Raw genomic sequence first — 26365 nt, 5'->3', positions numbered from 1 at the left:
AGACGGCTGCTGCCATTTATTTTTTGAACGCTTCGTACACTTTCAACTGTTTGCCTTTGACTTTTGTCGTCTTCATCGCGCGTAAGACAAGCGGACCTTTTCCATTCAGGATTTCCACGTACGTGACGGTATCCTGAATCGTGATGATTCCGATATCTTGCGCGGTCATGCCTTCGATTTTCGCAATCGTTCCGACGAAATCAACGGCACGCAGTTTCTTTTTCTTCCCGCCGTTAAAATACAATTTCATGATGCCGGCATTGAGCTGTTCCGTTTTCGAAGCCCGGACGTCAGCTGTCGTTATTTTCTCTTCAAACGCATCCGCTGTCCGAATCAGTTCCTTTTCAGTCGGTGCTTGGCGTCTTTCAATGGCCTCACCGCGGTACTGTTCGACTTCACGCAGACGACGCATATCCGACTCCGTCACTAAACTGATTGCTTTTCCGAGTGCTCCGGCACGTCCCGTCCGGCCTGTCCGGTGGACATAACTTTCCTTTTCGACCGGCATGTCATACTGGATGACGTGTGTGATGTTTTCAATATCGATGCCCCGTGCTGCGACGTCTGTCGCGACGAGGTAACGGAACTCACCGGCACGGAAGGCTTTCATGACGGCGAGACGCTCATCCTGTTCCATGCCACCGTGAATTTTTTCAACCGGATAATCCATCGAGGCCAACCCTTGTGCGACGAAATCGACGTGTTCTTTCGTCCGGCAGAAAATCATGCATCGGTCTGGATTTTCGACGACCGTAACGTCTTTGAGGACCGCAAACTTCGTTTTATCGGTTACCGTAATGTAACTGTGTTCAATTTCTGCGATTTCCGTTGCCTTTGTCATGATTTCGACTTCCTTCGGTGACTGCATGTAACGGTCACTCAACTGATGGATGTCCTGCGGGAACGTTGCCGAAAACAGCATCGTCGTCCGCTGTTTCGGCAATTGTTTTAAAATCGTATCGACCTGATCGAGGAAGCCCATGTTCAGCATCTCGTCCGCCTCGTCAAGGACCAGATATTTCACTTTTTCAAGCGACAACGTGCCCCGCTCCAAGTGATCGAGCACACGTCCCGGCGTTCCGACAACGATGTGTGTCTTCTGTTTTAATTCTGCGACTTGTCCGCGGAATGGTTGTTTCCCGAACACAGCTGTCGCTTTAATTCGTTTATAACGACCGATGTTCATGACATCTTCCGTGACTTGCAGGGCCAGTTCGCGCGTCGGTGTCAAGATCAACGCCTGTGGTTTGTTTTCTTCCCACTCGACGAGCTCACAGAGCGGAATCCCGAACGATGCCGTCTTCCCGCTGCCGGTCCGTGATTTGACGATGATATCTTTTTCCGACAAAGCGACCGGAATGACTGCTTGTTGGACATCGGTCGGTGTATGGTAGCCGAGCTGTTCGATTGCTTCTAGAATCGGTGTACTGAGCTGAAAATCAGTGAATGGTTTTTTAGACATAAGAATACCTCATTTATTTTATAGTTTATGTGTTGGTTCGATGAATGAATCAGACGTGACCTCTCATTATGCGCTACTTTCGACAGAACGTCAAAAGAGCTTCCCGTCAGAGTGACAGGAAGCTCCACTTGCTTATTTTGCTGCGACTGTATCTTTTTTGATTTGTTTACTGCGGAGCTGACCACATGCCGCATCGATATCCGTACCGTGTTCAAGACGGACACCACAGTTGAGACCGTTCTTTTTCAACGTGTCGTAGAATGCTGAAATATCTTCTGACGTACTGCGTTGGTATTGACCGTGCTCGTCAACCGGGTTATACGGAATCAAGTTGACGTACGTCAAATGACGTTTGTCTTCGAACAATTTCGCAAGCTCGATTGCTTGGGCTTTCTGGTCGTTGACACCACGTAAAAGGATGTACTCAATCGTGATTTTCCGGTTCGTCGTCTTAACGTAGTAATCGATGGCAGGCATCAATTTCTCGAGCGGAATTGCACGGTTGATTTTCATGATTTGTGTCCGAAGTTCGTTGTTTGGCGCATGTAATGAAATCGCCAAGTTGACTTGAAGTTTTAAATCTGCGAATTTGTAGATTTTGTCTGCGAGTCCACTTGTCGAAACCGTGATGTGACGCGCACCGATCGCAAGACCGTTATGATCTTTGATGACGTTCAAGAAATCGACCATGTTGTCGAAGTTATCAAACGGCTCACCGATACCCATGACGACGACGTGGCTGACACGCTCTTCTTTACCGACAGCATCGAGGTGATGCTGAACGTTCATGATTTGCTCGACGATTTCTCCAGCCGAGAGATCACGGCTCTTCTTGATCAAGCCACTTGCGCAGAAGCTACAGCCGATGTTACAGCCGACTTGTGTCGTGACACAGACAGACAAACCGTACTTATGACGCATCAAGACCGTTTCGATCAAGCTGCCGTCATATAATTTGAAGAGGAACTTGATTGTTCCATCTGCTGATTCTTGCTTGACGGCTTCCGTCATTGAATTAATCGCAAAACTCTGATCTAACAACTCAAGGCAATCCTTGTTGACATTCGTCATTTCTGCGAAAGTAGTGACACGTTTACGATACAACCAATCCCAGACTTGTTTTGCTCGGAACGGTTTGTGACCTTGATGCGATAACCATTCAGTCATCTGCTCAAGTGTTAATCCATAAATGGATGGTTTATTCATTAGTGAGACCTCATTTCTTTTTCCAGAACTATAACATTCCTTTATCTTAGTAAAAATCAGCCGCTTACGCAACGTTCAAATCCTAAATGTTCACTTTCTGTAAATTTTCTTGTCCACTTTGGCTTATTTTTTGGTCTAGTCGTGTCAAATCGACAAACTTCGTTTCCGAAAACTGACAAAGGCTCCGAGATGGAACAACACACTGATACTCGCTAACAGCAGGAGATGTAAAAAGAAGTGCTCGGTTCCTTCTAATAATTGCTGTGTATTAAACAGGCTGAAAATCGAGCCGTAACGCATCCAGTCCGTTTTTTCACTGAGACCGGCTCCGATCGTCAGGACAATCGACAGCACGAGTACACTGCCGGCAATCGAAAAGGCACGTCGTTCATCATCAAATAACGTGGCGATACACAACGTGAACCCTCCGATGGCATACAGTAGGAAGAGTGCGTTTACTTGAAAGCGGACCAGCGTCATACCGTCAATTGAAACCCCGGAAACAAACCAGTCAGCGAGCAGTAAAACGAACGTATTGCATAACACTAGGCATGTACTCGCGACGAGCATCACAATCATCGCCGATGCTGTATATTGGTGACGCGTAATCGGAGCTGCGAGGTATAAAATCAATTCTCCGTTATCAATCGGCCGTGCGAGCAGTCGTGCAGCAAGCGATAATAAGAACAGGGACGCGATGATTTGAAAAATCAGTCCGTAATAATTCCCGCCCAGTAAATCGAGCACGTTATTAAAACCTGTCACTTTATCGTATTGGAAGGCTTTTAAAACTTCCGGTGGCAGTGCTTGGAGCTTTGCTTCCAGCAATCCCGTCTTCATCATCGAGGGATAAAGTGCGGCAAGCATCAATAGATACAGACTCGTCCCGACCGCGTATGCGGTGATTGGTTTCCCGTTATGCTTGAGTAAGGACCAAACGATCGTCATCATGATGGTTCCTCCTCACTATAATAATGTAAGAAGACATGTTCTAAATCATCTGCTGAAGTTTGAATCGCCCGTACATCATATTCGGTTAAAAGACGGATGATTTGATTCAGCGTCTGTTCGTTGCTCGTGAAAAAAGAAACATGATTTTGAACGCGTTGACTTCCGATTTGAAGTGCAAACCGTTCCGCATGTGCTTCCAGACCAAATTCAATCGTGTACTGTTTCCGGCTCGAACGGACCAACTCATGGATGTCTGACTCGATGATGATTCGCCCTTCTTTAATCAATGCTGCCCGATCACACGATTTTTCCATCTCCGGAAAATGATGTGAACTCATCAAAATCGCTTTTCCGCGCTGCCGTTCGTTGTCAATCAAGCTTAAAAAATGTTCCTGCATCAAGGGATCGAGTCCACTGGTCGGTTCATCAAGCAGATAGACCGGAGCATCCTTCATGAAGCAGCCCACTAAGGCCAACTTTTGTTTCATTCCTTTCGACATCTTCCGAATTTTCGTTTTCGTCTCGAAGGGAAACTGTTCCAGCAACGCCGATTGACGTTCCGGTTTGCTTTGATGGAGTTGTTGCATCAAATGCAGGACCTGTTCGCCTGTAAAATCACCCGGCAAATTAATCTCCCCCGGTAAATAGCCGACAATTCGTTTTACATCCTGTGATTGGTTCCAACAGTCATATCCACCGATGGTCGCATGACCGGAATCTGCTTGAATCAGGCCCATCAATTGACGGATTGCCGTTGATTTCCCGGCTCCGTTCGGTCCGATAAAACCAAACACCATACCCGGTTCGACCGTGAAACTGACATCAAATAAACCTCGTTTCGGCGCAAATTCTTTCGTCACGTGCTGTAAATGAATCATCCGAATCGCCTCACTTTTTGGGGTGCTTGCCGTTAGTACCTTATACCCGTTTTGGTACTTCTTGGGACAGATCCACCCGATAAATCACGAATCGTTCGTCATGATTTTTTTCAAAAAGTTCTTTCAGACGGACTTCTTCCACCTGTTCAAAAATCGTTTGATTCTCTAAATAATATCGGTATTCGTCTGCCGGGTAATAGAGAATCAAATCCACCGGACGCGGATGCCGTTCAACGGATGCTAAGATTTGATCAACGACCTTCATAAAGATCTGGACGGAAAACGGATTAAAAAAGTAACATTTCGTGACATCATCCGGAATCGGATAGGCTTCCGCATACGTATGTTCAAAACGGATACTTCCCCGCCGTCTCTTCATCTTTTTCATGTAGGTGACTTGATTCATAAGGGCATCTTCATAAAATTGTCCGTTCATCTCAACACCGATGACGGAACAATCAAACCGGTCATGCAGATAAAAGTTCAATCGCCCTTTTCCGCATCCAAAATCAATTACCGTATCCGTATAATCGAATGGATAGACAGCACACAATTCTTCTAGCGCCGCATAAGGTGTCGGTTCATACCGGTTGTAATGGCTGAACGCATTGTAAAGGTGCTGAATATCAATCGTCTCGATGCGTAACCGTTCTTCGTACTCTTTTTCATTCATATTTGATTCCTTCTTTCAAGCATTGTTGGTTTCATCGTACTATACTATGGATGTACGCATTTCATTCTAAAGGGGGACTATCCAATGATCGTCGTTACGAATCGGATTAAAGTCAAAAAAGGAATGGCAGCAGCACTCGCACCACGTTTCACTCGTCCAAGTGGTCTTGATACGATGGAGGGGTTTGTCCGTGTCGAGGTTCTCTTGACGCAAGGACTCGACGAACATGATGAAATGAACGTCAACATGTACTGGGAAGACATGAAGCATTTTGAAGCTTGGCGCAACAGCGATGACTTTAAAGCTTCTCACAAACGTCCGGAACAAAAAGACGGTAAACAAGAGGAATCACCGATGCTCGGCAGTGAAATCATCACGTATGAAGTAGCTTCTGTCAAAGAACGCACTTCTTCATAACTCATTTTAGAACAGCCTTGCCTCCAATTTGGTCGCAAGGTTTTTTTAAACCTTAAGAGACCCCTTACTATATTGATATGGGTTGAAATTGTATATAATACCATTATTTGTTATCATAGGTCCAATACAGAAAGAGAGAGGACTTATCATGCTGAATTCATTATCGATTTTTGAACAGGCCATCCGGGCCTTACCGATTGATCGATCCTTGACGCGCCAGGACTTGTTCATAGACGGTTTCCTATTACAACAGGAGCAGGAATTATCCGTTTACTATTCACCGATCGGAGAATATATCAATCGCTCTGCCAAAATAGTCTTCATTGGTATCACACCAGGATTTGAACAGATGCGGCTTGCTTATGAAGAAGCGGCTGATGCCTTCCACCATGGTGCCACAATCGAAGAAACATCAAAACTCGTCAAATACAGTGCCAGTTTCGCCGGTCCCATGCGGCGTAATTTGACAGCGATGTTAGATGAACTTGAACTACATCGTCTGCTGAATATTGCTTCAACCGCCACGTTATTTCATACAAATCAGGAACTGTTGCACACCACTTCAATTCTGAGACATCCTGTTTTTTACCGGGATAAAAACTATACGGGACATCAACCAAAAATTGACCGGACACCGCTGTTGCAACATTACGCTTATGAGCATTTCGCAGCGGAATTGAATCAGTTAACCGCCCCTGTCATTCTTGTCCCATTCGGACGTGTCGTCGAGTCAACTGTCCGGACATTGCTTCATCAGGGACGGATCAAAAAACATACCGTATTGTTCGGTTTCCCGCATCCTTCTGGTGCAAATGGACATCGGAAGCGACAGTTTGAAGAAAATAAAGATTATTTGATGAAGCAGTTGTCCTCCTATTTCGGTAGCTAAAAAAATCCTAGTGCACAATTGATGCACTGGGATTTCTTCATTTTATGAAAGATCAGACCATCAATGCGCAGACTTCGTTCGCAAACGCAACCGGGTCTTCAATCGGTAAACCTTCCATCAACAAGGCTTGTTGATACATCAACTTCGTGTACCGTTCGAATTTCGGACGGTCTTCTGCATAAGCCGTCTCAATTGCCTGGAACACATCATGCGATGTATTCAATTCCAGGATTTTGACGGCTGCGATGTCCTGGTTATTTGGCATCGCTTTGAGGATTTTCTCCATTTCGATTGAGACCGCACCATCCGTTGCAAAGCAGACCGGATGTGATTTTAAGCGGGTCGAGGCTTTGACTTCTTTGACTTTTCCCGCGAGTACCTCCTGCATCGCTTTAAACATCTCGACTTGTGTCTCGGTCGTTTCCGCCTGTTCCGTCTGCTCGATGCCAAGGTCACTGCTCGTGACGGACTTAAACTCTTTTCCGTCATAGTTGAGAAGCATTTGAATCGCAAACTCATCAATTTCTTCCGTGAAATAGAGGATATCGAATCCTTTATCTTTGACGAGCTCGGATTGCGGTAACTTATCCAAACGGTCTGTGCTTTCACCTGACGCGTAATAGATGTATTTCTGCTCTTCCGGCATGGCAGCGACGTACTCTTCGAGTGTCACTAGTTTTTTCTCTTTTGCCGAATGGAACAGAACAAGATCTTTTACCGTATCTTTTTGCATGCCGTAATCGTTGTAGATGCCGAACTTTAATTGACGGCCAAACGCTTGGTAAAACGTCTCGTATTTTTCCCGGTCGTCACGCAGTAATGCTTCCAGCTGTGTCTTGATTTTGCTTTGAATATTCTTCGCAATCAATTTCAACTGGCGGTCGTGTTGCAGCATTTCACGCGAGATGTTGAGCGACAAGTCTTCTGAATCAACCATTCCTTTGACGAAGCTGAAATGATCCGGTAGCAGATCACTGCATTTTTCCATGATCAATACACCGTTCGCATACAGTTCAAGTCCTTTCTCGAACTCTTTTGAATAATAATCAAACGACGGTTGCTCCGGAATAAACAGGATCGACTGGTAGCGGACGGCTCCGTCGGCACTGATGTGAATGTGTTTGATCGGTGCATCGAATCCGTAACGTTTCTCCTGGTAGAAGTTACGGTAATCTTCATCCGTCAGCTCCCGCTTATTTTTCCGCCAGATCGGCACCATGCTATTGACCGTTTTCATGACCGTGACCGTCTCTGTTTCGTCTGATCCGTCAACCGGACGCTGTTCTGTTTCCGCCATCTCAATCGGATACCGGATGAAGTCCGAGTATTTCTTGACGATACTCCGGAGACGAGACGGTTCTAAGTACTCATCGTAGTTCTCGTCCTCTTCGTTTGCTTTGATGTGAAGGGTGATGTCTGTTCCGACCGTCTCTTTTTCAACCTCTTCAATCGTATAGCCGTCGACTCCGCGCGACTCCCACTTGTAGGCGACGTCACTGCCGAACGGTTTCGTCACGACTGTCACGGTGTCGGCGACCATAAACGCGGAATAGAAACCGACACCGAATTGTCCGATGATGTCATGACCGTCCTTTGATTCATTTTCTGCTTTAAAAGCGAGCGATCCGCTTTTCGCGATGGTTCCAAGGTTTTCTTCCAGCTCGTCCTTTGTCATCCCGATTCCCGTATCCCGTAGAATCAGCTGGCGTGTTTCTTTATTTGGTTCAATCGTAATTTTGTAGGCTTCTTTGTCGAACGTAATCGTCTCGTCCGTCAACGCTTTGTAGTAAATCTTATCCATGGCGTCACTGGCGTTCGAAATCAACTCACGTAAAAAGATTTCCTTATGTGTGTAGATGGAATGAATCATCATTTCGAGCAATCGTTTTGATTCTGCTTTGAATTGTTTCGTTTCCATTTTCGATACCCCCTGTTTTTTAGCACTCTATAAGATAGAGTGCTAATTCATTTCCATTATTACGGATACAAAAACGGCTGTCAATCCTCCAATTCATATAGTGCATCAAGTTTTTGCCGCACCTGCCGCCCGATATCACGCAATCCTTTTGTCGAACCGTATGTCCCGTGACTCCTGCCCTTTTCGTCAGGACGACTGCCGAGACCAAGGAACTGTTCGCTTGGTTTAAAGTGAAGTCCGATGACCGGAATCCCGAATTCAGCGGAGTAACCAATTTCGACGAAGGCATCCGGATAATCGGTCAAAGCGACGGGGTCTTGCCACGTGATGCTTGGATCCAGTTTCCGAAAACGGTCCGTGTGCTCGCGTCCGAGCAAAATGATGCCATGCAGGGAAAACAACGGCAGCAGCTTTTTCAAGAAAGTTTGTCCAAAGTCCGTCTGTTCGAGATCCTGTCGCATCGCAATTGTCCCCATGTAGCGTCTGGTCGGAAACGGAAAAAAATCCGTATGAATGACCGGAAGGAGAGCGTCATCATAAAAGGACGCACCGAATCCATTTAGGAACCCTTCCAGTTTTCCACCCTGTTCTTTTCCGAACCATGTCTTATAGACATCCTTTTGTTGAAAATAGTGCTTAAACTTGTGGATTGTTTGTTCAACGTGTTGCTCCGTTAGATAGGTCTCTAAAGACATATCCGACTCGAGTAAAAAGAATGGACCCGTCGAATCAAAACGCAGCGTTCCATCCTTCTTTAAAAACTGTCCCGCTGACGGATTCGTCGCAACCGTCAACCAACTCTTTTTTGTTGCATCACCGAACCATAAGACGGGTGTCGTTCCTTCAATTAATTCCTCTTTCATCGGTCCATTTGCTAACTCGATTTGATGCTGAACGGCTTCTGTTAAGAGTTTTTTTGCTAGTTTGAGTTGTTCTGATGTCAGCGTTCTCATTCCTTTCGTGTTGCGCTTTCCTGTTTGAGTTGTTCCCGTTCCTCCAAAACGTTAGACAGTTTAATGGGTTTAGTCCGATTGACGTAGGGAATATTTCATAAGGTGAAGCACAACATCGGATATTATTTTTAGGAGGAGATTTTTTATGAAACGACTTGAAAACAAAGTAGCCGTCATTACCGGCTCAGCCACAGGAATCGGTCAAGCGACAGCACTTGTCTTTGCAGAACAAGGAGCGACCGTCGTCTGTGCGGACGTCAATCTTGAAAAAGTACAAGGAACTGTTGAACAAATTGAGCAAGCAGGCGGAAAAGCAGAAGCAGTTCATGTCGATGTCTCACAAGTCGACAGCGTGAAGCAACTCGCAGACCACCTACAATCTACATACGGAACGGTTGATGTTCTGTTCAACAATGCCGGGATTGACCAACAAGGCGGGAAAGTCCATGAATATCCAATCGAACTGTTTGATCAAATCATTGCAGTCGATTTACGCGGGACGTTCTTAACGAGTAAATTCGTCATTCCATTGATGCTGAAAAACGGCGGATCGATCATCAATACATCATCGATGTCGGGACGTGCAGCCGATTTGAATCGTTCAGGCTACAACGCGGCAAAAGGCGGTATCGCCAACTTCACACGCGCGATGGCGATTGATTATGCCCGCGACGGCATCCGCGTCAACTCGCTTTCACCGGGAACGATCGAAACACCGCTCATCGATACGCTTGTTGGCGGAAAAGAAGAAGAACAAGGAAAACAGTTCCGCGACGCCAATGCTTGGATTACACCACTCGGGCGTCTCGGTAAACCGCGTGAGATGGCGACGGTTGCCCTGTTCCTGGCGTCAGATGACAGTTCTTACGTCACGGGTGAAGACATCACGGCTGACGGCGGCATCATGGCCTATACGTGGCCGGGTGAAATGTTAATCGACGACAAATGGAAAACAGACGCGGAATAAACGGCTTCGGTTTTCTGTTCAGCACGGTTCCTGAATCAGGAATCGTGTTTTTTTTGTTCATTTTCAAACGATTGAAGTTTAAGAAATTCAGTTCTTTTAAATATTTTGGGCATTCGTTTACCTCACGCAACTGCCTGGAAACGGGAACAGAACAGTAAAGGAGGAGAAAATATGCTTACAGAACCGATTACTTATTTGCAACGCTGTTTACAAATCCCAAGTACCAATCCACTCGACGGGGAAGAGAACGTCGCAACCTATGTCTATGAGTTATTGACATCCCACGGCATCAAAACCGACTGGATTGAAGTATCACCGAAACGGATTTGTCTCGTCGCCACGATTCAAGCCGGTGCTTCCGCCACTCATCCGAAAACGATTGGTTTCTCCGGTCACCTGGATACGGTGCCGGTTAAAATTAGTGAATGGACAAAAGATCCGTTCGGCGGTGCAATCGAGGAGGGACGGATTTACGGACGCGGTGCTTCCGACATGAAGTCCGGCGTCATGGCGATGGTCAGTATGATGATTGAATTAAATCAACGCGATGACTTGCCGAACCATCTGAAATTGTTGATTACATCCGATGAAGAAAACGGCATGACCGGAGCCCGCCATTTAACGGAACGTGGTGACGCCGATGATTTAGACGCCCTCTTGATCACGGAACCAACGAGCGGTTATCTCGGCTATGCCCAAAAAGGTGTCGTCGGTGTTGAGGTATCGTGTACGGGAAAAAGTGCTCACAGCTCTTCGCCCCAACTTGGTAAAAATGCCATCGATGATTTATATCGGGTTATCCGCGAAGTGAAATCCGACCGATTTACAATCACCAATCACAGTCACCCGGACCTTGGTCCGGTCGTCGCTTCCATCACATCAATCACAGGCGGTGAAGGACCAAACGTCATTCCGAGCCGGGCTGCATTTTATATGGACATCCGGACGATTCCGGGATTCGGACGGGAGCAGGTCTTGCAGGCGCTCGAAGAAGTCAACCAACGCCTGCGTCAACAGGACGACAGCTTCTCGATGGAAGTCACGGTCATCAAGGACATCCCCTCCTGTGAGACGGACCGGAACAATCCGTTCTTAAAAATTGTCGCGGACACGATGGAATCAATCCGACAGCAGCCGACACAGCGCGTCGCGATTCCTGGCGGGACAGACGGTGCCATGTTCAGCCAGGCGGCACGAAGCTTCCCGATCGCGGTGGCTTCGTTCCACGATTTCCGGCTGGCCCATCAAATCGATGAGTCGATTCCCCTGTCGGAATATGCGGAAACGATCGAGTTGTGTATGCGCCTTGCACTACATTCCTATGACTGAAAAAATCCTCCATCTGTTTCAGGGACAGATGGAGGATTTTTAAGTGTAGACACCAATTAGAGCGAGTGCTTGCCCAATATAACTCTGATCAGACGGCAGGACGTGTTTCGGTTCACCGACAAGACGCCATTCAATCCGGACGTGTCCGAGTCGGTCGTAGATCAGCTCAAATGTAAAATCACCTTTTTCAAAAAAAACGATTCCCGGTAACTGTTCATGAACGATCCGAAATTCACGGGCAAATCGGTCATACTCCGAAAAGGGTAACGTCATTTGATGCAGCTTGATTTCTTGATGCCATACTTCCAGTTGCAATGTAGCCAAAGCTTGATTCACTTCGACGATGTGCCAGTCAATCGTCTCATCATATCCTGCAAACGAGATTATATGTTTCAATAGAATCACCTCTTTTTGAATGAATCCCCGTTAGACAGGGAATGGGTTTGTATCGAATCGAAATGACTGTCGCCCACTCGCGAAAGGGGTTTTCTTATGACTAATCAGCAAAAGACGTTACCGACGGATCAAAGCGTCGATGGCTTTTTGAATACGATCACACCATTGTCAAAACGGACAGACTGCGAGCAATTACGACAGATTTTTGAAGAGATGACCGGGTATCCGGCCGTTATGTGGGGGGACACGATGATCGGATTTGGTCACTATCATTATCGGTATTCTTCCGGACATGAAGGCGATTCATTTCTTGTCGGATTCTCGCCCCGCAAAGCGAACATCAGTCTATACTTCGCAACAGGTCCGGAGCGCGAGCAGTTCCTGGTGCGTCTCGGTAAACACAAGAGCGGAAAAAGCTGTGTCTATATCAATAAACTAGCAGATGTCGACCTGCTTGTCTTAAGGGAACTGATCGTCCATTCCGTCGCTTTTCTGGAAACGACGTATCCAAAACCCTGAGACCACTAAAAAAACGTCCCTTCTTCCGCTGATTTGGCGAAAGAAGGGACGTTTGCTGTTTAAATCAATGTCCACTATCTGCTGTGTCGATGTGACGAATGTGTTTGAGATTGACCCCGATGATGACGACAGACAGTAAGACGAACGCACTGCCGACATAAAACGGCAGGTTAGCATTATAGATTTCAGCCAATTTACCGGCCATGAATGGCGCGATGGCTGCCCCGAGAAAACGTAAGAAACTGTATGCAGCGGATGCCGTCGAACGTTCGACCGGTGCTGCATCCATCACTGCCGTCGTAATCAACGTATTGTTATTCCCGAGCACTGCCCCGGCAAGAATAACACAGACGATGACGACAGCTGGTGTTTCGGTAAAGATCCCCATTAATAACAATAAGACGGCGAACAAGAGCAGCATCAGTACCATTGCTTTGATTGTTCCGAGCCATTGTTTTAATTTTGGCGCTGTTAAAACGGATGTCAGAGCAAGCAACATCCCCCAACCGAGGAAGACGAAGCCTAGTCCTTTTGCCGGTAATTTCATGACGAACGGTGCATAGGCCATGATCGTAAAGAAGCCGACGTTATACAAGGCTGCAACGATTCCAAGTGTCAGTAAAGACCGGTGTTTCATGGCCTGGAACGGTGCAATCAACGAAATCTTTTTTGCAGGCGTCGCCGTTGCGACCGGTTTTGGCATTAGGAATAATAAAACGAGGAACGCGATGACCATGATCGTCGCAACACCCATGAAAGGCGCGCGCCATGTGATCGAACCGAGTGTTCCACCGAGCAGTGGACCGATTGAAATCCCGAGACCGACTGCTGCTTCATATAAGATGATTGCTTTCGCTGTTCCGCCGGATGACAGGGAAACGATCGCTGCGAGCGCTGTTGCGACGAACAGTGCATTTCCGAGTCCCCAACCGCCGCGTAACGCGACAAGTGTCCAAATACTGTCGGCCTGTGACGCAAAACCGGCAACGGTTGCGATAACCGCAATCCCGAGCATCAATGTCCCCTTTTGACCAATCCGTGAAGAAATCGCGCCGGTAATCAGCATCGCAAATGCCATGACGGCGTTATAGCTTGTAAATAGTAGCGTAACTTCACTTTTTGATGCTTCAAGGTTTTCGGCAATCGTCGGTAGGACCGGATTGACGAGTCCCATTCCCATGAATGCCGTGATACTGGCAAAGAATACCGCCCAAACAGCGATCGGTTGGTGCAGTAAACCATGTTTGCTTTCCGATAAAACTGTCTCAGGCGCAAGTGTCGTTGTTTTTTCAGCAAGAGCCATATAAATCCTTCTTTCTTAAATAAACTGTTTAAAGGAGTGACGGATGACGTCACCGCGACTGATGATTCCGACGAGCTTGCCGTCTTTTAGAATCGGTAATTTTTTAATTCGTTTTGAACCGAGCGTAGCCGCAATTTCTTCCATTTCTGTTTCTGTCGTCGCCGTCACGACTTTTCGGCGTGCCATGTCCATGACGGGACGTGTCAGGATCTGACGGACACGCTCTTCATAGTTTTCGTCATCGCCTTTGATGACATCGACATATAAAAACGTATCGACAATGATGTCTTTATGTTTGCCGATAGCCCGCATGATATCCCCGTCACTGATATAGCCGACGACTTCCTGCTGGCCGTTGACGACCGGGACTCCACTGATACCGGAAGTGATAAAACGTTCCACTACCGTCCGGATCGTATCCTCTTCATTGACTGTAATGACGGTTTCTTTCATCGATTGATAAGCTTTCATCGGAATTCTCCTTCATCAGACGCTGTAATTAAAATAAGTTCATAACAATAAGTTTCACGATACAATTAAATAACATTTATGATTGTATAATACAACTATAACCCTGTCAAGAAGCCTGCCTTTGATTGACAGAGGACAGCCTGTGCGTAATGATGAGGGCAATGAATGCTAATGAGAGGTGACAATATGTCGAATCAATCCCTGGAAACAATCGAACTGGAACTGGCGATTCTTATTCGTCGTCTAACGACGGCGACGGCGGATAATCGGAACTTGGACCGTGCTTCCTATTTACTCTTACGCCAGTTATCGGATTCTGGTCAAGTCGGTGTCAAAACCCTTGCCCGTGAGTTACAACTTGACGTCTCGACCGTCAGCCGGCAAGCGGCTGCGCTCGATCAGAAAAAATTAGTTGAAAAAATAAAAGACCCGACAGACGGCCGGGCCTTCTTTTACAACATCACAGATTACGGTCAACAGGAGCTCGAGATTTACCGGACGGCCCGTTTAACGAGTATCGAACGACTAGTAAACGACTGGCCGGATGAAGATGCCGAATCATTTGGCCGATTGCTGAAACAATTTAACCAAGCATTACGGGAACGGTGAGTTCTTGCAAATACGAACGATCAGTATAACGGCTGATTCAAAAGTTAGTCTCTACAAAGACGAGGGTGGCAGATTACAATTCTGTCACCCTCGTCTCGTTTAAAAGGAACCACCCGTTTCATGCTACTCCTACAGGAAAAAGCGCAAGCCTGCTTGCGAAACAAGACCAGCTTCCCTGCCTGGATAGGGCAGGAAAGCTGGCTTGTGTCTCGCCTGAGGAAAGTGCGTGAAAGAAAGAGTGGTTCCTTTTTGAGTCAATCCCTTTTGTTCTTCATCAGACATGACTGCCCGTTAAGCAATTGTCACCTTCTGTTGAATCCGCTCAATCTGCTCCGGTGTCGTGCGACAACATCCGCCAATCAACCGGGCACCTGCCGCATACCACTCCGGGGCAATGTCTTCAAACGCCGTGCAGACCGCTTCACCGGACCAGGTCTTGCTGACCGGATCATACTGTTCACCGGAATTCGGATAAACGATGATCGGCACATCGGTCAGTTGTTTTAATGTCATGATGAACTCCGTCGCAATCGATGCCGGAAAACAGTTTGCGCCGATTGCTGCCAGTTGTGGATGCTCCCCTAACGCCTCGATACACTCACTTAACGGCGTTCCTTCACTGATATGTGTTGCGTCACGCAGGGAAAAAGCGAGCCAGGCCGATTGTTCCGGAAATTCTTCGAGCAGTCGGAACAGCACTTTTGCTTCCTGCAAGGACGGAATCGTCTCAAATGCTAACACGTCCGCCCCTGCTTCACTCAACGCTTCAAGCCGTGGACGGTGAAATGCTTCGAGCTGCGCATCGTCGACTCCGTAATGACCGACATACTCAGATCCGTCCGATAAGTAGGCACCATAAGGACCAATCGATCCTGCAATCAGAGCGTGATCCGCTGCCTGTCCGGTTTCCGCACGCGCCTGTTGTGCCAAGTACACCGTTTGTTTGATCAGTTCAACCGCTTCCCCTTCTTTAATTCCCCGACTGCCGAATCCGGTGACACTTGCTTGATAACTCGACGTAATGGCACAATCTGCTCCAATCTTAAAATAATCCGCATGGACCCGGTGAATCTGTTCCGGTTCTTCAAGCAGAACCCGTGCCGACCACAGCGGGTCGTCGAGATTACTCCCGTGACGCTCGAGTTCCGTCGCTAATGCTCCGTCCAATAAAATATAAGGCTGTTTTTTTAATAATTCCTCAACTGGATTGTTGTTCTTTGACATCTTCCACACTCCGTTTCCATGATGTTTTCGTTAGATGATGAATGATGTAACAGACTGCGATAAAAGGAACACCAAAATAAAGGGCGACCCGTTGCGTCGGATCAAAGGCGATGCCGATTAAAGAAGCCAGGCACATCAAAAAGGATAAAATCGGTACAAACGGATACCACGGTGTCCGGTAGACCAAATCGCTGACATCATGTCCCTCTTGCAGATACCGTTTGCGGAACATGAACTGTGAGGCACTGATGCTCATCCAGACGACGACGACTGCCAGTCCCGAGATTGAGACGAGCGCGATGTAGACGGAACCCGGGGCATAGACACTGGAAAACAGGGCAAGCAGACCGCCGATCATACTGAAGAGAACGGCACGTGTCGGGACTCCGCTTGCATTTAATTTAGAAAAGAACGGCGTAATCATCCGTTGATCGGATAAAGACCAGAGCATCCGTGATGCGGCATACAGACCGGAGTTCGCTGCCGACAAAATCGCCGTCAGGATGACGAAGTTCATGATGTCGGCTGCAAACGGAAGACCGATCCGTTCAAACACGGCAACAAACGGACTTTCAAGCACTCCTTTTGAATCATTCGGTAACAGAATCGCAAGAACGATGATCGTTCCGACAAAAAATAGCACGAGCCGGAAGACAGTCGTTCGAATGGCCAGCGGCACCGTTCGTTTCGGATCAACGGCTTCACCTGCCGCAATCCCGATCAACTCTGTTCCGGAATAGGCAAAGTTGACGGCGAGCATGGTCATCAGGATGGCGAATGCTCCGTTTGGAAACAGTCCACCCTCCGTCAAAGGAGCAAGCATCGGAGCCTGCGATCCATCGACAAGTGGTAAAAATCCGACGATCGCCGCTGTCCCCAGGACGATGAACACTAAAATCGTCAGCACCTTGACGGCGGAAAACCAAAATTCGACTTCTGCGAACAACCGAACCGTCAAGACATTGATTCCTAAAATCATAACGACGAATAGCGCGCTGAACAGCCAGACCGGAACGTCCGGGAACCAGCGTTGCATCAACAAGCCGGCTGCCGTGAATTCCGACCCGAGGGCGACCGTCCACGTCAACCAATAGAGCCATGCCACCGTATAACCGGTTCCGGATCCGATGTACTTCGTCGCATAACTATGAAAGGCGCCAGTTTCCGGCATATGTACTGCTAACTCTCCCAAACACAGCATGACGAGATAAACGGCCAGTGCTCCGACCAAGTACGATAAAATCGTTCCGACACGCCCCGCCTGCTCCAGCGTATAACCTGTACTTAAAAATAATCCCGTCCCGATGACACCGCCAAGTGACAGCATGACGATATGCCGGGATTCCATTTTCCGACGAAACGTTCCTTCTTTCATTGCTCCTCCACACTCCTCTTTCTCTCATAAAATAAAAAAACGCACCCACATACATGGGTGCGTCGGTCGACAATCAAAAGAAGCTTATCGATCGGGTACGACACCCGCAGGAATTAGCACAGTATCTTTCGACCTGTTGCTGAGGCTTCAAAGGGCCAGTCCCTCCACCTCTCTGGATAAGAATGTAATTTTTCATAACAGTACCAACCCTGTTTTGAATTGTCAACACAATTCAGAATTTATCATGTAAAAAAAACGCCTTACACCAAAATGGTATAAGACGTCCGTGGTTTATTTCTTCGCAAACAAATCAGCTGTCTTCAATGCCATCCGAACCGCTTTCCGGTTCAATGTGCCTTGTTGATGCTTCATTTCTTTTGTTTGACTGTTCAACTTGCCTTGAAGCGATTTGATTTTTTTATCTTTTTCAGCCATTTTTGCTTTATCGCGTTTTTGAGCTGCCACGATTTTTTGCTCTTCTGCTGGGAAGTATGATTCAAAACGTGAAACAGCTTCTTCGATACTAATTCCTGTGATTGGTTTAACGACTGGGAGCAACTCTGCTTTTGCCATTTCACGGTCAAACGGAACGTTCTCAGGGTAGTTCGTTTCTTTATAAATGTGCTCTAAATCATTTGTGTTCAAGAAATCAACGAAGTTATCGAAGTTACGTGCTTGAACACGTGTTGGACTCTGGAAGTCAGCCGACTCAATTACATCTGACAAACGTGTGCTGTCTGTGATGTCATTTGCCCAGATGTGTGTCAATTGGTGATAATCCGTTAATTCACGCATCCGTGCATCTTTCGGAATCAGGATACTTGGTGTTCCGGCAAGTGTTGCCGTAATGTTACCGTGAAGACGTGCTCCGAAGCTGAAGTCAGCTTCTTTTAAAAAGTCGATCCATGTCTGTGCATTCAAGAAGAAGCGGACACGGTCGTTCATGTAAGTCGGATCCGACATTTTGACCGGATAGTTCGTGACAGATAAGTCAGCAATCGGATGTGTGCCTGTGTACGTCAAACGTAACTCTTTCATCCATTGCGGGATGAAGTAATGGTTCGGGTACTCTTCCATTCCGCGTGTGATGAAGTTAAGGACGTTTTGTGGTGCGAGACGTGACGAGTTGACACCGATCATCGAATCTTTTGTGATGTTCGTTTCACGAATTTTCAAGTCACGACCAAAGGCATACATCGACGGGCAACCGATGACTTTGTGATCGATTCCTTCGCGGAAACCAAGACGCGTCAAGTATTTTGATGTGATTTCGCCGCGAAGTCCAAGCATGCTTGAGCGCTCTAGGACTGCGCTGACAAACGCTTTAACATCTTCATCGAATGAGAAACCGTCGTTTAAATTCGCCTCAAACGGTGCGCGTAAACCGACGCCGATGACGACGACCGGAATCTTTAATTTTTTAATCAATTTTGTATATTTACGAAGTGTCGGAACGAATTCTTTACGGAATGCGTCAGCGAGTGGGATGACATATAAATCGAAGTTCGCGTTGATCTCATCTGCACGCTCTTCTTCATAGTAGTAGTAATCTGGTGTAATCGTCGTGCCCTCTGTCATCAAGGTGCGGAAAATACTGTATTGATAAATCAGGTTTCCGACGTTCCCTCCGATTGAGTTATGCTTCATCAAATATTCTGCGTCGAACTGTTCAAACGGTGTCATACCCGCACGGATAATAATACGTTTCATGTAAAATAATTCCCCTCTCGCTTCTGTTTTCATTTTAAAAAATATAAAATATATTTTGGTTTTTAACCATCTTGTCTTTTCAAGAATAGTTGAATGCAATTCAGCAAGTCAACGAATAGCTGAAAATTACACATTATTGCGGATTATAAAAAACTAAATACAACCTGATAAATATTCCCTATATAGAAACTAGTTAAACGTCTTTTCTAGATAAACGATAAATTTCGAGATTCGCATAAATTGCCGGTAACAACACCTGCGTCGGCCCGTCTTTCGAAAGAAGTGTTCCGAATAGATGGGCCGACTCGACTTCGCTTCCTTTCTCCATGTCACGTTGTAAGGAGGATTTCATCGTTTCAGCCATTTGTGCGATCTGTTGCTGTTGTACCTGCTCAATCTCATCACTGAATACGGCGCCTTGCCGTTCCATTGCTTCTTTGGCTTCCGTTGCCAGGCGGCGAATCATCGTCATCCCTTCCTCCCGCGAACGAATTGGACCAATTGCTGAGCGGAAGAGCGATGTCACACCGGAAAACGTCGTGATGAATAGATACTTATTCCACATATCGCGGGTGATTGTATCTGAATAGTTGATTGGAGCTGCTGTTCCGGTCAAATGCTGTTTCAATTCTTCCAAGCGGTCTGTGCGTGTTCCCGGCAATGGACCAAATAACAGATGGTGTGACGGACTTGTCTGAAGGATATGCCCTTGTGCATCAAGTGTCGATTCAATAAAGCAGAGTCCGCCCAGCACACGCTGTTCTCCGAACCGGTCCACTAACTGTTTCAGATGTGACATGCCATTTAAAAGCGGCAGGATATATGTATGTTCCGAAACAAAAGGTTCGATATCTTGCAACACCTGTTCCAGGTGATAGGCTTTCGTCGACAAGATGATGACGTCGAACGTTTCATCCGCCCCTGCTTCAATTAAGCGCGGCGTAAGATCGATATCACCATGCAGACTGTTAATTACGAGTCCGGATGTTTTCAGCTCCCGCAATCTTCGTTCCCGGACTAAAAATGTGACGTCTTCCCCTTTTTCTGCCAGGCGTCCCCCAAAATATCCACCAACTGCACCGGCACCAACCACTAAAATCTTCATTTCATCCCCTCCATCTGACTGATTCATTCATCTCTTTTACATGCTTTCGTTCTTTAGCCTATCACATCAGAAAGCTGTGATTCAGGAAAGATGACAATTTAATTAAAGCGCTTGCATTTTGTTTTCCGTCGTTTATACTACTTGTATACAAGTATACTTATCTAACAAAGAGGGTGTTTTTTTATGTCTGATCTTTTATACCCGATTAAATGGTTATCAAAAGCATCCGCCGGTGATCGTGTCGCCCATGAACTGCGCATGCGGATCATTTCCGGCAAGATCGAGAGCGGTACCGTCCTATCTGAAAACAAATTAGCCGCTGATTTTTCCGTCAGCCGATCTCCTGTCCGGGATGCCCTGAAAGTATTGGCGTCAGAACGCATCATCCGGCTGGAACGGATGGGCGCCGTCGTCGTCGGACTATCCAAACAAGACATCCAGGAAATTTATGACGTCCGGCTGTTAATCGAAACATTCGTTTTTGAGCGGATCGTTAAGATGGATCGAAAGGACCTGGTTCGTGAACTGAGCAAGGTGCTCGAAATGATGAAAATTGCCATCAAGTATAAGGATGCGGATGAATTTTCTTATCAAGACGTCTTGTTCCATGAAACGATCATCCGATCGATTGATCACGGATATGTCAGCATGATGTGGCAGAATCTCAAACCAGTCATGGAAAGCTTCATCTTATTGTCGATGCGTCAGCGTCTGGACGATGATATCGAAGATTTCGAACGGATTCTCGAGAACCATGCACTCTATATCGAAGCCATCGAGACCGGCGATCGTAAACGGATGATCGCTTCCCTGCATCAGAACTTTGATGATGTACAGGAAGTTGAGGATTTATGGAAATCGCAACAACTGATGACGAAGGGAGTAGAACCACATGACTGAATACATGTTAGGAATCGATATCGGAACGACAAGTACAAAAGCAGTGCTCTTTACGACAAAAGGGGAAGTCATCGGACAAACGAATGTCGGTTATCCGCTCCACACGCCGAATCGCTCGACGGCAGAACAGGATCCGGAAGAAATTTTTCATGCCGTGCTCGAAAGCATCCGGCTGATGACGAAACAACATCCGACGGAGCAACCAAAGTTCGTCGCCTTCAGCAGTGCGATGCACAGCTTGATTGCGATGGATGAACACGATCAACCGTTGACCGCCTGCATCACGTGGGCCGACAGCCGGAGCGAAGTCTGGTCGAACCGGATCAAGGAGCAGTACGGGTACTCGATTTATCACCGGACCGGAACTCCGGTTCACCCGATGTCGCCGCTCAGCAAGATTTGTTGGCTCGTCGAAGAGCATCCGGAGATTGCGGCACGGACGAAAAAATATATCGGGATCAAGGAATTTGTTTTCCAACGTCTGTTCGGACAATATGTCATCGACCATTCTCTCGCTTCAGCAACCGGCCTGTTCAACATCCACGAGCTCGACTGGGATGCGGAAGCGTTGCAGGTCGCAGGCATCGATGCGTCAAAACTGTCGCGTCCCGTTTCGACGACGACGTCCTTTACCGATTTGGCACCGGAATATGCCAAACAAATCGGATTAAGCGCTTCGACACCATTTTTAATCGGGGCAAGTGACGGCGTTCTGTCGAATCTCGGGGTTAACGCCATCCGGAAAGGAGAAATCGCGATTACGATCGGAACGAGCGGTGCCATCCGGACGATCATCGACCGTCCGCAAACCGATGAAAAAGGCCGGATCTTTTGTTACGCCTTAACCGAGAACCATTGGGTCATCGGTGGACCGGTCAATAACGGCGGCATGGTCTTACGCTGGATTCGCGACGAACTGGCCTCGGCGGAAGTCGAGACAGCGAAACGACTCGGGATTGATCCGTATGCCGTCTTGACGAAGATCGCCGAACGCGTCCGTCCGGGATCAGACGGTTTACTGTTCCATCCGTATCTGTCCGGCGAGCGGGCTCCGCTTTGGAATCCGGATGTCAGCGGTTCTTTCTTCGGATTGACGCTGTCGCACAAAAAAGAACATATGATTCGGGCAGCGCTGGAAGGTGTCATTTACAACTTGTACACTGTCTTCCTGGCATTAATCGAATGTATGGACGGTCCGGTCACACGGATTCAGGCAACCGGGGGGTTTGCCCGTTCTGAAGTGTGGCGTCAGATGATGGCGGATATCTTCGAATCAGAAGTCGTCATTCCGGAAAGTTTTGAAAGTTCATGTCTTGGAGCCTGTATTCTCGGATTGTATGCGACAGGGGAAGTCGATTCGTTCGAGGTGGCAGCAGATATGATCGGCGATACACATCGTCATGTACCGAATGAGGAAGCGATGCACGAATACCGTCAGTTACTGCCGATCTTCATCAGTTTGGCGCGCGTTCTCGAAACCGATTACCGACGCATCGCTACGTATCAACGGGGTTTGATTCAAAAAGAAATTTAATTTAACGTTTTTGGGGGAAGTCACATGCCATTAGTCATTGTTGCCATCGGGATTGTTCTGTTACTCGTTTTAATTATGGGGTTAAAATTAAACACGTTTGTTTCATTAATCATCGTCTCGTTTGTCGTCGCTTTACTGCTCGGAATGCCGCTTGATCAAATCGTTACGACGATTGAAGCCGGACTCGGCGGAACGCTTGGTCACCTCGCCTTGATCTTCGGACTCGGTGCCATGCTGGGAAAATTGATTGCCGACGCAGGTGGTGCGCAACGAATCGCGATGACGCTTGTCGCGAAGTTTGGGGAAAAGAACATCCAATGGGCTGTCGTTGTCGCTTCGTTTATCATCGGGATCGCGTTATTCTTTGAAGTCGGACTGGTTTTATTGATTCCAATCGTCTTCGCGATCTCACGTCAGTTGCGTGTCTCGATCCTGTATCTCGGGATTCCGATGGTCGCTGCTCTTTCCGTCACACACGGTTTTCTTCCGCCACACCCGGGCCCGACCGTCATCGCCGGGGAGTACGGGGCCGATCTCGGACAAGTTCTTCTATACGGCTTTATCGTTGCCGTGCCGACCGTCATCATCGCCGGTCCGATCTTCACGAAAATCGCGAAACGAATTGTTCCGGAATCATTTAAAAAAACCGGCAACATTGCTTCACTCGGGGAACAAAAAGAATTTAATCTAGACGAGACACCAGGATTCGGGATCAGTGTTTTCACAGCGATGCTGCCGGTTCTCCTGATGTCGATTGCAACGATTTTAACGTTATTGCAAAAAACGCTTGGTTGGGAAAGTAACTCTGTTTTATCTGCTGTTCAATTCATCGGAAATGCATCGACAGCGATGTTGATTTCCCTGCTCGTCGCCATTTACACAATGGGACTGGCACGTCAGATTCCGATCAAAACCGTCATGGATTCTTGTACGACAGCCATCACACAAATCGGGATGATGCTACTGATCATCGGCGGCGGCGGTGCCTTCAAGCAGGTCCTGATTGACGGCGGTGTTGGTAAATTCGTCGCTCAAATGTTTGAAGATACGACATTATCACCGATTTTACTGGCCTGGATCATTGCGGCCATCTTACGGATTTCACTCGGTTCGGCGACTGTCGCTTCACTGACGACAGCCGGCCTCGTCATTCCGCTGCTCGGTCAATCGGATGTCAATCTCGCACTTGTCGTCCTCGCAACAGGAGCCGGCAGCTTGATCGCTTCACACGTCAACGACGCCGGATTCTGGATGTTTAAAGAGTATTTCGGATTAACCATGAAAGAAACTTTCGCGACGTGGACCCTGCTTGAGACAATCATTTCCGTCTTCGGACTTGGATTCGTCCTTCTGCTCAGTCTCGTCGTCTAAAAAAGGAGTCGGTACACTATGCTACATTCAATCGGAGTCATCGGGCTCGGCGTCATGGGGCGCAACATTGCCTTGAACATGGCAAGCCATGAGGAAGACGTCGCCGTCTACAATTACACACGTGATTTGACGGATGACTTAATGGCACATAACGAAGGATTGCCGGTGCATCCTTATTACGAGATGGCTGATTTTGTTCAATCCCTTGCCCGTCCACGGAAAATTTTCGTCATGGTCACGGCGGGAAGCGCAATTGATTCAGTCATCGAGTCGCTGATTCCACACCTTGAAGCAGGCGATATCATCATGGACGGCGGAAATTCGCATTTCCATGATACGGAACGCCGCTTTGATCAGTTGCAACAACACGGAATCGAATACATCGGTGTCGGCGTCTCCGGCGGTGAAGTCGGTGCGCGGACCGGCCCTGCCATCATGCCGGGCGGAACAAAAGAAGCGTACGAGCAAGTCGCACCGATTTTGACGAAGATTGCCGCCAAAGTGAACGGTGAGCCGTGCTGCGTCTACATCGGACCAAAAGGTGCCGGTCATTTCGTCAAGATGGTCCATAACGGGATCGAATACGCCGACATGCAGCTGATCGCGGAAGCGTACAGTTTCCTCCGGGTCCGTCTTGGACTCGACGTTGAAGAAATCGCGGATGTCTTCGCGTCTTGGAATGAAGGCGAGCTGAAAAGTTATCTGATCGAGATTACAGCCGATATTCTCCGGAAAAAAGATGACGAGACAGGACTTCCGTTGATCGATGTCATCTTGGATCAAGCCGGTCAAAAAGGGACAGGAAAATGGACGAGTATGCAATCGATTGATAACGGGATCGCTTCGTCCATCATCACGGAAGCCCTCTTCGCCCGCTATCTCTCGGCTGTCAAAGAAGAACGTGTCGCTGCTGCTTCCGTCCTCGGTGGACCGGAAGCCCGTGAGACACTCGATAAAGACGTCTGGATCGAACGGATCCGCCAAGCGCTCTACATGGGTAAAATCGCTGCATACGCGCAAGGATTCACACAGTACCGGACGTCATCCGAGCTGTATGACTGGAACTTACGTCTTGAAGAAATCGCATTGATTTTCCGCGGCGGCTGTATCATCCGGGCCGAGTTCCTCAATGTCATCAGTGAGGCCTTTGCGAAAGACGAGTCGCTTGCGAACTTAATGCTTGCACCGTACTTCGCGGACAAAGTGCAAGATTATCAAACGGCACTGCGTCAGGTGGTCGCTGAAAGTTCATTATCCGGACTCGCTGCTCCGTGTCTCAGCACATCGCTGACTTATTACGACAGCTACCGGACGGCTAACTCCAATGCGAACATCCTGCAAGCCCAACGTGATTATTTCGGAGCCCATACGTATGCCCGGACCGATCGCGAAGGGACGTTCCATACGGACTGGCAGTAACTTATACAGCTTCCATTTCCTGTTTCATTTAAGGAAATGGAAGTTCTTTTTTTGTTCACACTTTGTTTATCAGAATAGGAAATTGCAGGTTATGTCTTGACAAAACTAAGCGTCTATATGAAATTAGTATTAGATTAGAATTATTCTAGTGTGATAGATACAGTTTATACTTTCTACTAGAACAGATTCTTAAATAGAACCCAACAGGAGGATTTTTATCATGTCTTTAATCGGAAGTGAAGTAAAACCATTTAGTGCATCAGCATTCCACAACGGAGAGTTCGTCGATCTTACAGATGCCAACCTTCGTGGAAAATGGAGTGTCGTTTGTTTCTACCCAGCAGACTTTACATTCGTTTGCCCGACTGAGCTCGAAGATCTTCAAAACCAATACGCAACACTCAAAGCGCTTGACGTTGAAGTGTACTCGGTTTCAACAGACACGCACTTTACACATAAAGCATGGCACGAAACTTCAGAAACAATCGGTAAAATCGAGTACGTCATGATTGGTGACCCGTCACACGTCATCTCACGTAACTTCGAAGTATTAAACGAGCAAGACGGACTTGCAGACCGCGGAACGTTCATCATCGATCCGGACGGCGTCATCCAAACTGTTGAAATCAACGCAGGAGGAATCGGCCGTGACGCAAGCACACTCGTCAACAAAATCAAAGCAGCACAATATGTACGCAACAACCCAGGCGAAGTTTGCCCAGCGAAATGGGAAGAAGGTTCTGCAACACTTACACCGAGCCTTGACCTCGTCGGAAAAATTTAAGG

26 protein-coding genes and 1 riboswitch are annotated in these 26365 nt (G+C 47.4%); of the genes, 11 read left to right on the top strand and 15 right to left on the bottom strand.

The window, feature by feature from the left end; genetic code table 11:
- Nucleotides 1-16: 16 nt before the first annotated feature.
- The 5 genes from P402_RS0101430 to P402_RS0101410 all read right to left on the bottom strand — a co-directional run bounded on the left by P402_RS0101430 (nt 17) and on the right by P402_RS0101410 (nt 5170).
- Entirely contained in the window at nt 17-1462 is a 1446-nt protein-coding gene (locus P402_RS0101430) for a DEAD/DEAH box helicase (RefSeq protein WP_026827091.1), read from the bottom strand.
- 132 nt (nt 1463-1594) lie between these two features.
- Entirely contained in the window at nt 1595-2668 is a 1074-nt protein-coding gene (gene rlmN, locus P402_RS0101425) for a 23S rRNA (adenine(2503)-C(2))-methyltransferase RlmN (protein WP_026827090.1), read from the bottom strand.
- Nucleotides 2669-2812: 144 nt separating this feature from the next.
- Nucleotides 2813-3619, bottom strand: a complete 807-nt coding sequence (locus P402_RS0101420) for an ABC transporter permease subunit (RefSeq protein WP_026827089.1) — start codon at nt 3617-3619, stop codon at nt 2813-2815.
- Complete coding sequence (locus P402_RS0101415) at nt 3616-4497, bottom strand: ABC transporter ATP-binding protein (RefSeq protein WP_026827088.1); 882 nt, start codon at nt 4495-4497, stop codon at nt 3616-3618. The genes P402_RS0101420 and P402_RS0101415 overlap by 4 nt, the downstream gene beginning before the upstream one ends.
- Before the next feature lie 40 nt (nt 4498-4537).
- A complete protein-coding gene (locus P402_RS0101410; protein WP_026827087.1) occupies nt 4538-5170 on the bottom strand; it encodes a methyltransferase in 633 nt (210 codons plus the stop codon).
- Between the two features lie 84 nt (nt 5171-5254).
- Between P402_RS0101410 and P402_RS0101405 the strand changes: the two genes are divergently transcribed.
- Together P402_RS0101405 and P402_RS0101400 are read left to right on the top strand one after the other, a co-directional pair.
- Entirely contained in the window at nt 5255-5587 is a 333-nt protein-coding gene (locus P402_RS0101405) for a heme oxygenase (protein ID WP_012371839.1), read from the top strand.
- A 148-nt stretch (nt 5588-5735) separates the two neighbouring features.
- Nucleotides 5736-6476: a uracil-DNA glycosylase family protein gene (locus tag P402_RS0101400; protein ID WP_026827086.1), complete on the top strand. Its 741-nt coding sequence runs from the start codon at nt 5736-5738 to the stop codon at nt 6474-6476.
- A gap of 52 nt (nt 6477-6528) precedes the next feature.
- On the opposite strand, the gene htpG is transcribed toward P402_RS0101400, so the two are convergent.
- Together htpG and P402_RS0101390 are read right to left on the bottom strand one after the other, a co-directional pair.
- Entirely contained in the window at nt 6529-8394 is a 1866-nt protein-coding gene (gene htpG, locus P402_RS0101395) for a molecular chaperone HtpG (RefSeq protein ID WP_026827085.1), read from the bottom strand.
- Between the two features lie 80 nt (nt 8395-8474).
- Nucleotides 8475-9347 carry a hypothetical protein gene (locus tag P402_RS0101390; RefSeq protein ID WP_026827084.1) on the bottom strand — a complete coding sequence of 291 codons (873 nt, stop codon included), beginning with the start codon at nt 9345-9347 and terminating at the stop codon, nt 8475-8477.
- A gap of 145 nt (nt 9348-9492) precedes the next feature.
- On the opposite strand from P402_RS0101390, the gene P402_RS0101385 reads away from it, so the two are divergent.
- Entirely contained in the window at nt 9493-10314 is an 822-nt protein-coding gene (locus P402_RS0101385; protein WP_026827083.1) for an SDR family oxidoreductase, read from the top strand.
- A gap of 171 nt (nt 10315-10485) precedes the next feature.
- Nucleotides 10486-11643 (top strand): ArgE/DapE family deacylase, encoded by a 1158-nt coding sequence (locus P402_RS0101380; RefSeq protein WP_026827082.1) that lies wholly within the window; start codon nt 10486-10488, stop codon nt 11641-11643.
- A gap of 39 nt (nt 11644-11682) precedes the next feature.
- Here P402_RS0101380 and P402_RS0101375 read toward each other — a convergent pair whose 3' ends face one another.
- A complete protein-coding gene (locus P402_RS0101375; RefSeq protein ID WP_026827081.1) occupies nt 11683-12039 on the bottom strand; it encodes a hypothetical protein in 357 nt (118 codons plus the stop codon).
- A gap of 96 nt (nt 12040-12135) precedes the next feature.
- Here P402_RS0101375 and P402_RS0101370 point away from each other — a divergent pair, with 96 nt between their 5' ends.
- Nucleotides 12136-12558, top strand: coding sequence for a DUF1801 domain-containing protein (locus tag P402_RS0101370; RefSeq protein WP_026827080.1), 423 nt, complete (start codon nt 12136-12138; stop codon nt 12556-12558).
- Between the two features lie 64 nt (nt 12559-12622).
- Here P402_RS0101370 and P402_RS0101365 read toward each other — a convergent pair whose 3' ends face one another.
- The gene (locus P402_RS0101365; protein ID WP_026827079.1) at nt 12623-13861 is read right to left on the bottom strand and encodes an MFS transporter; all 1239 of its coding nucleotides are present in this window, start codon (nt 13859-13861) and stop codon (nt 12623-12625) included.
- A 15-nt stretch (nt 13862-13876) separates the two neighbouring features.
- Entirely contained in the window at nt 13877-14332 is a 456-nt protein-coding gene (locus P402_RS0101360) for a CBS domain-containing protein (protein ID WP_026827078.1), read from the bottom strand.
- A gap of 186 nt (nt 14333-14518) precedes the next feature.
- Here P402_RS0101360 and P402_RS0101355 point away from each other — a divergent pair, with 186 nt between their 5' ends.
- Complete coding sequence (locus tag P402_RS0101355; RefSeq protein ID WP_026827077.1) at nt 14519-14941, top strand: MarR family winged helix-turn-helix transcriptional regulator; 423 nt, start codon at nt 14519-14521, stop codon at nt 14939-14941.
- A 129-nt stretch (nt 14942-15070) separates the two neighbouring features.
- On the opposite strand, the gene P402_RS17120 is transcribed toward P402_RS0101355, so the two are convergent.
- The 5 genes from P402_RS17120 to P402_RS0101335 form a co-directional block, all read right to left on the bottom strand.
- Entirely contained in the window at nt 15071-15223 is a 153-nt protein-coding gene (locus tag P402_RS17120) for a hypothetical protein (RefSeq protein ID WP_235188799.1), read from the bottom strand.
- A gap of 9 nt (nt 15224-15232) precedes the next feature.
- The gene (mmuM, locus tag P402_RS0101350; protein WP_026827076.1) at nt 15233-16165 is read right to left on the bottom strand and encodes a homocysteine S-methyltransferase; all 933 of its coding nucleotides are present in this window, start codon (nt 16163-16165) and stop codon (nt 15233-15235) included.
- A complete protein-coding gene (locus P402_RS0101345) occupies nt 16140-17540 on the bottom strand; it encodes an amino acid permease (RefSeq protein WP_026827075.1) in 1401 nt (466 codons plus the stop codon). The genes mmuM and P402_RS0101345 overlap by 26 nt, the downstream gene beginning before the upstream one ends.
- A gap of 81 nt (nt 17541-17621) precedes the next feature.
- A riboswitch (SAM riboswitch) is annotated at nt 17622-17723 on the bottom strand.
- Between the two features lie 108 nt (nt 17724-17831).
- Nucleotides 17832-19250 (bottom strand): polysaccharide pyruvyl transferase family protein, encoded by a 1419-nt coding sequence (locus tag P402_RS0101340; protein WP_026827074.1) that lies wholly within the window; start codon nt 19248-19250, stop codon nt 17832-17834.
- Between the two features lie 193 nt (nt 19251-19443).
- Entirely contained in the window at nt 19444-20355 is a 912-nt protein-coding gene (locus tag P402_RS0101335; protein ID WP_026827073.1) for a ketopantoate reductase family protein, read from the bottom strand.
- A 183-nt stretch (nt 20356-20538) separates the two neighbouring features.
- Between P402_RS0101335 and P402_RS0101330 the strand changes: the two genes are divergently transcribed.
- The 5 genes from P402_RS0101330 (at nt 20539) to ahpC (ending at nt 26363) form a co-directional block, all read left to right on the top strand.
- On the top strand, nt 20539-21255 hold the full coding sequence (locus P402_RS0101330; RefSeq protein WP_026827072.1) for a GntR family transcriptional regulator: 717 nt from the start codon (nt 20539-20541) through the stop codon (nt 21253-21255).
- Nucleotides 21248-22789, top strand: a complete 1542-nt coding sequence (gene gntK / locus P402_RS0101325) for a gluconokinase (protein WP_026827071.1) — start codon at nt 21248-21250, stop codon at nt 22787-22789. The genes P402_RS0101330 and gntK overlap by 8 nt, the downstream gene beginning before the upstream one ends.
- 24 nt (nt 22790-22813) lie before the next feature.
- Nucleotides 22814-24160, top strand: coding sequence for a GntP family permease (locus tag P402_RS0101320; RefSeq protein ID WP_026827070.1), 1347 nt, complete (start codon nt 22814-22816; stop codon nt 24158-24160).
- Nucleotides 24161-24178: 18 nt separating this feature from the next.
- Complete coding sequence (gene gnd, locus P402_RS0101315; protein ID WP_026827069.1) at nt 24179-25579, top strand: decarboxylating NADP(+)-dependent phosphogluconate dehydrogenase; 1401 nt, start codon at nt 24179-24181, stop codon at nt 25577-25579.
- A gap of 220 nt (nt 25580-25799) precedes the next feature.
- Nucleotides 25800-26363 (top strand): alkyl hydroperoxide reductase subunit C, encoded by a 564-nt coding sequence (ahpC, locus tag P402_RS0101310; protein WP_012371860.1) that lies wholly within the window; start codon nt 25800-25802, stop codon nt 26361-26363.
- Nucleotides 26364-26365 lie beyond the last annotated feature (2 nt).

It is taken from the genome of Exiguobacterium sibiricum 7-3 (assembly GCF_000620865.1).
GTDB classification, from domain to species: domain Bacteria; phylum Bacillota; class Bacilli; order Exiguobacteriales; family Exiguobacteriaceae; genus Exiguobacterium_A; species Exiguobacterium_A sibiricum_A.
The sequence above is the reverse complement of the archived record's forward strand: the minus strand, read 5'-3'. Positions and strand labels throughout refer to the sequence as shown.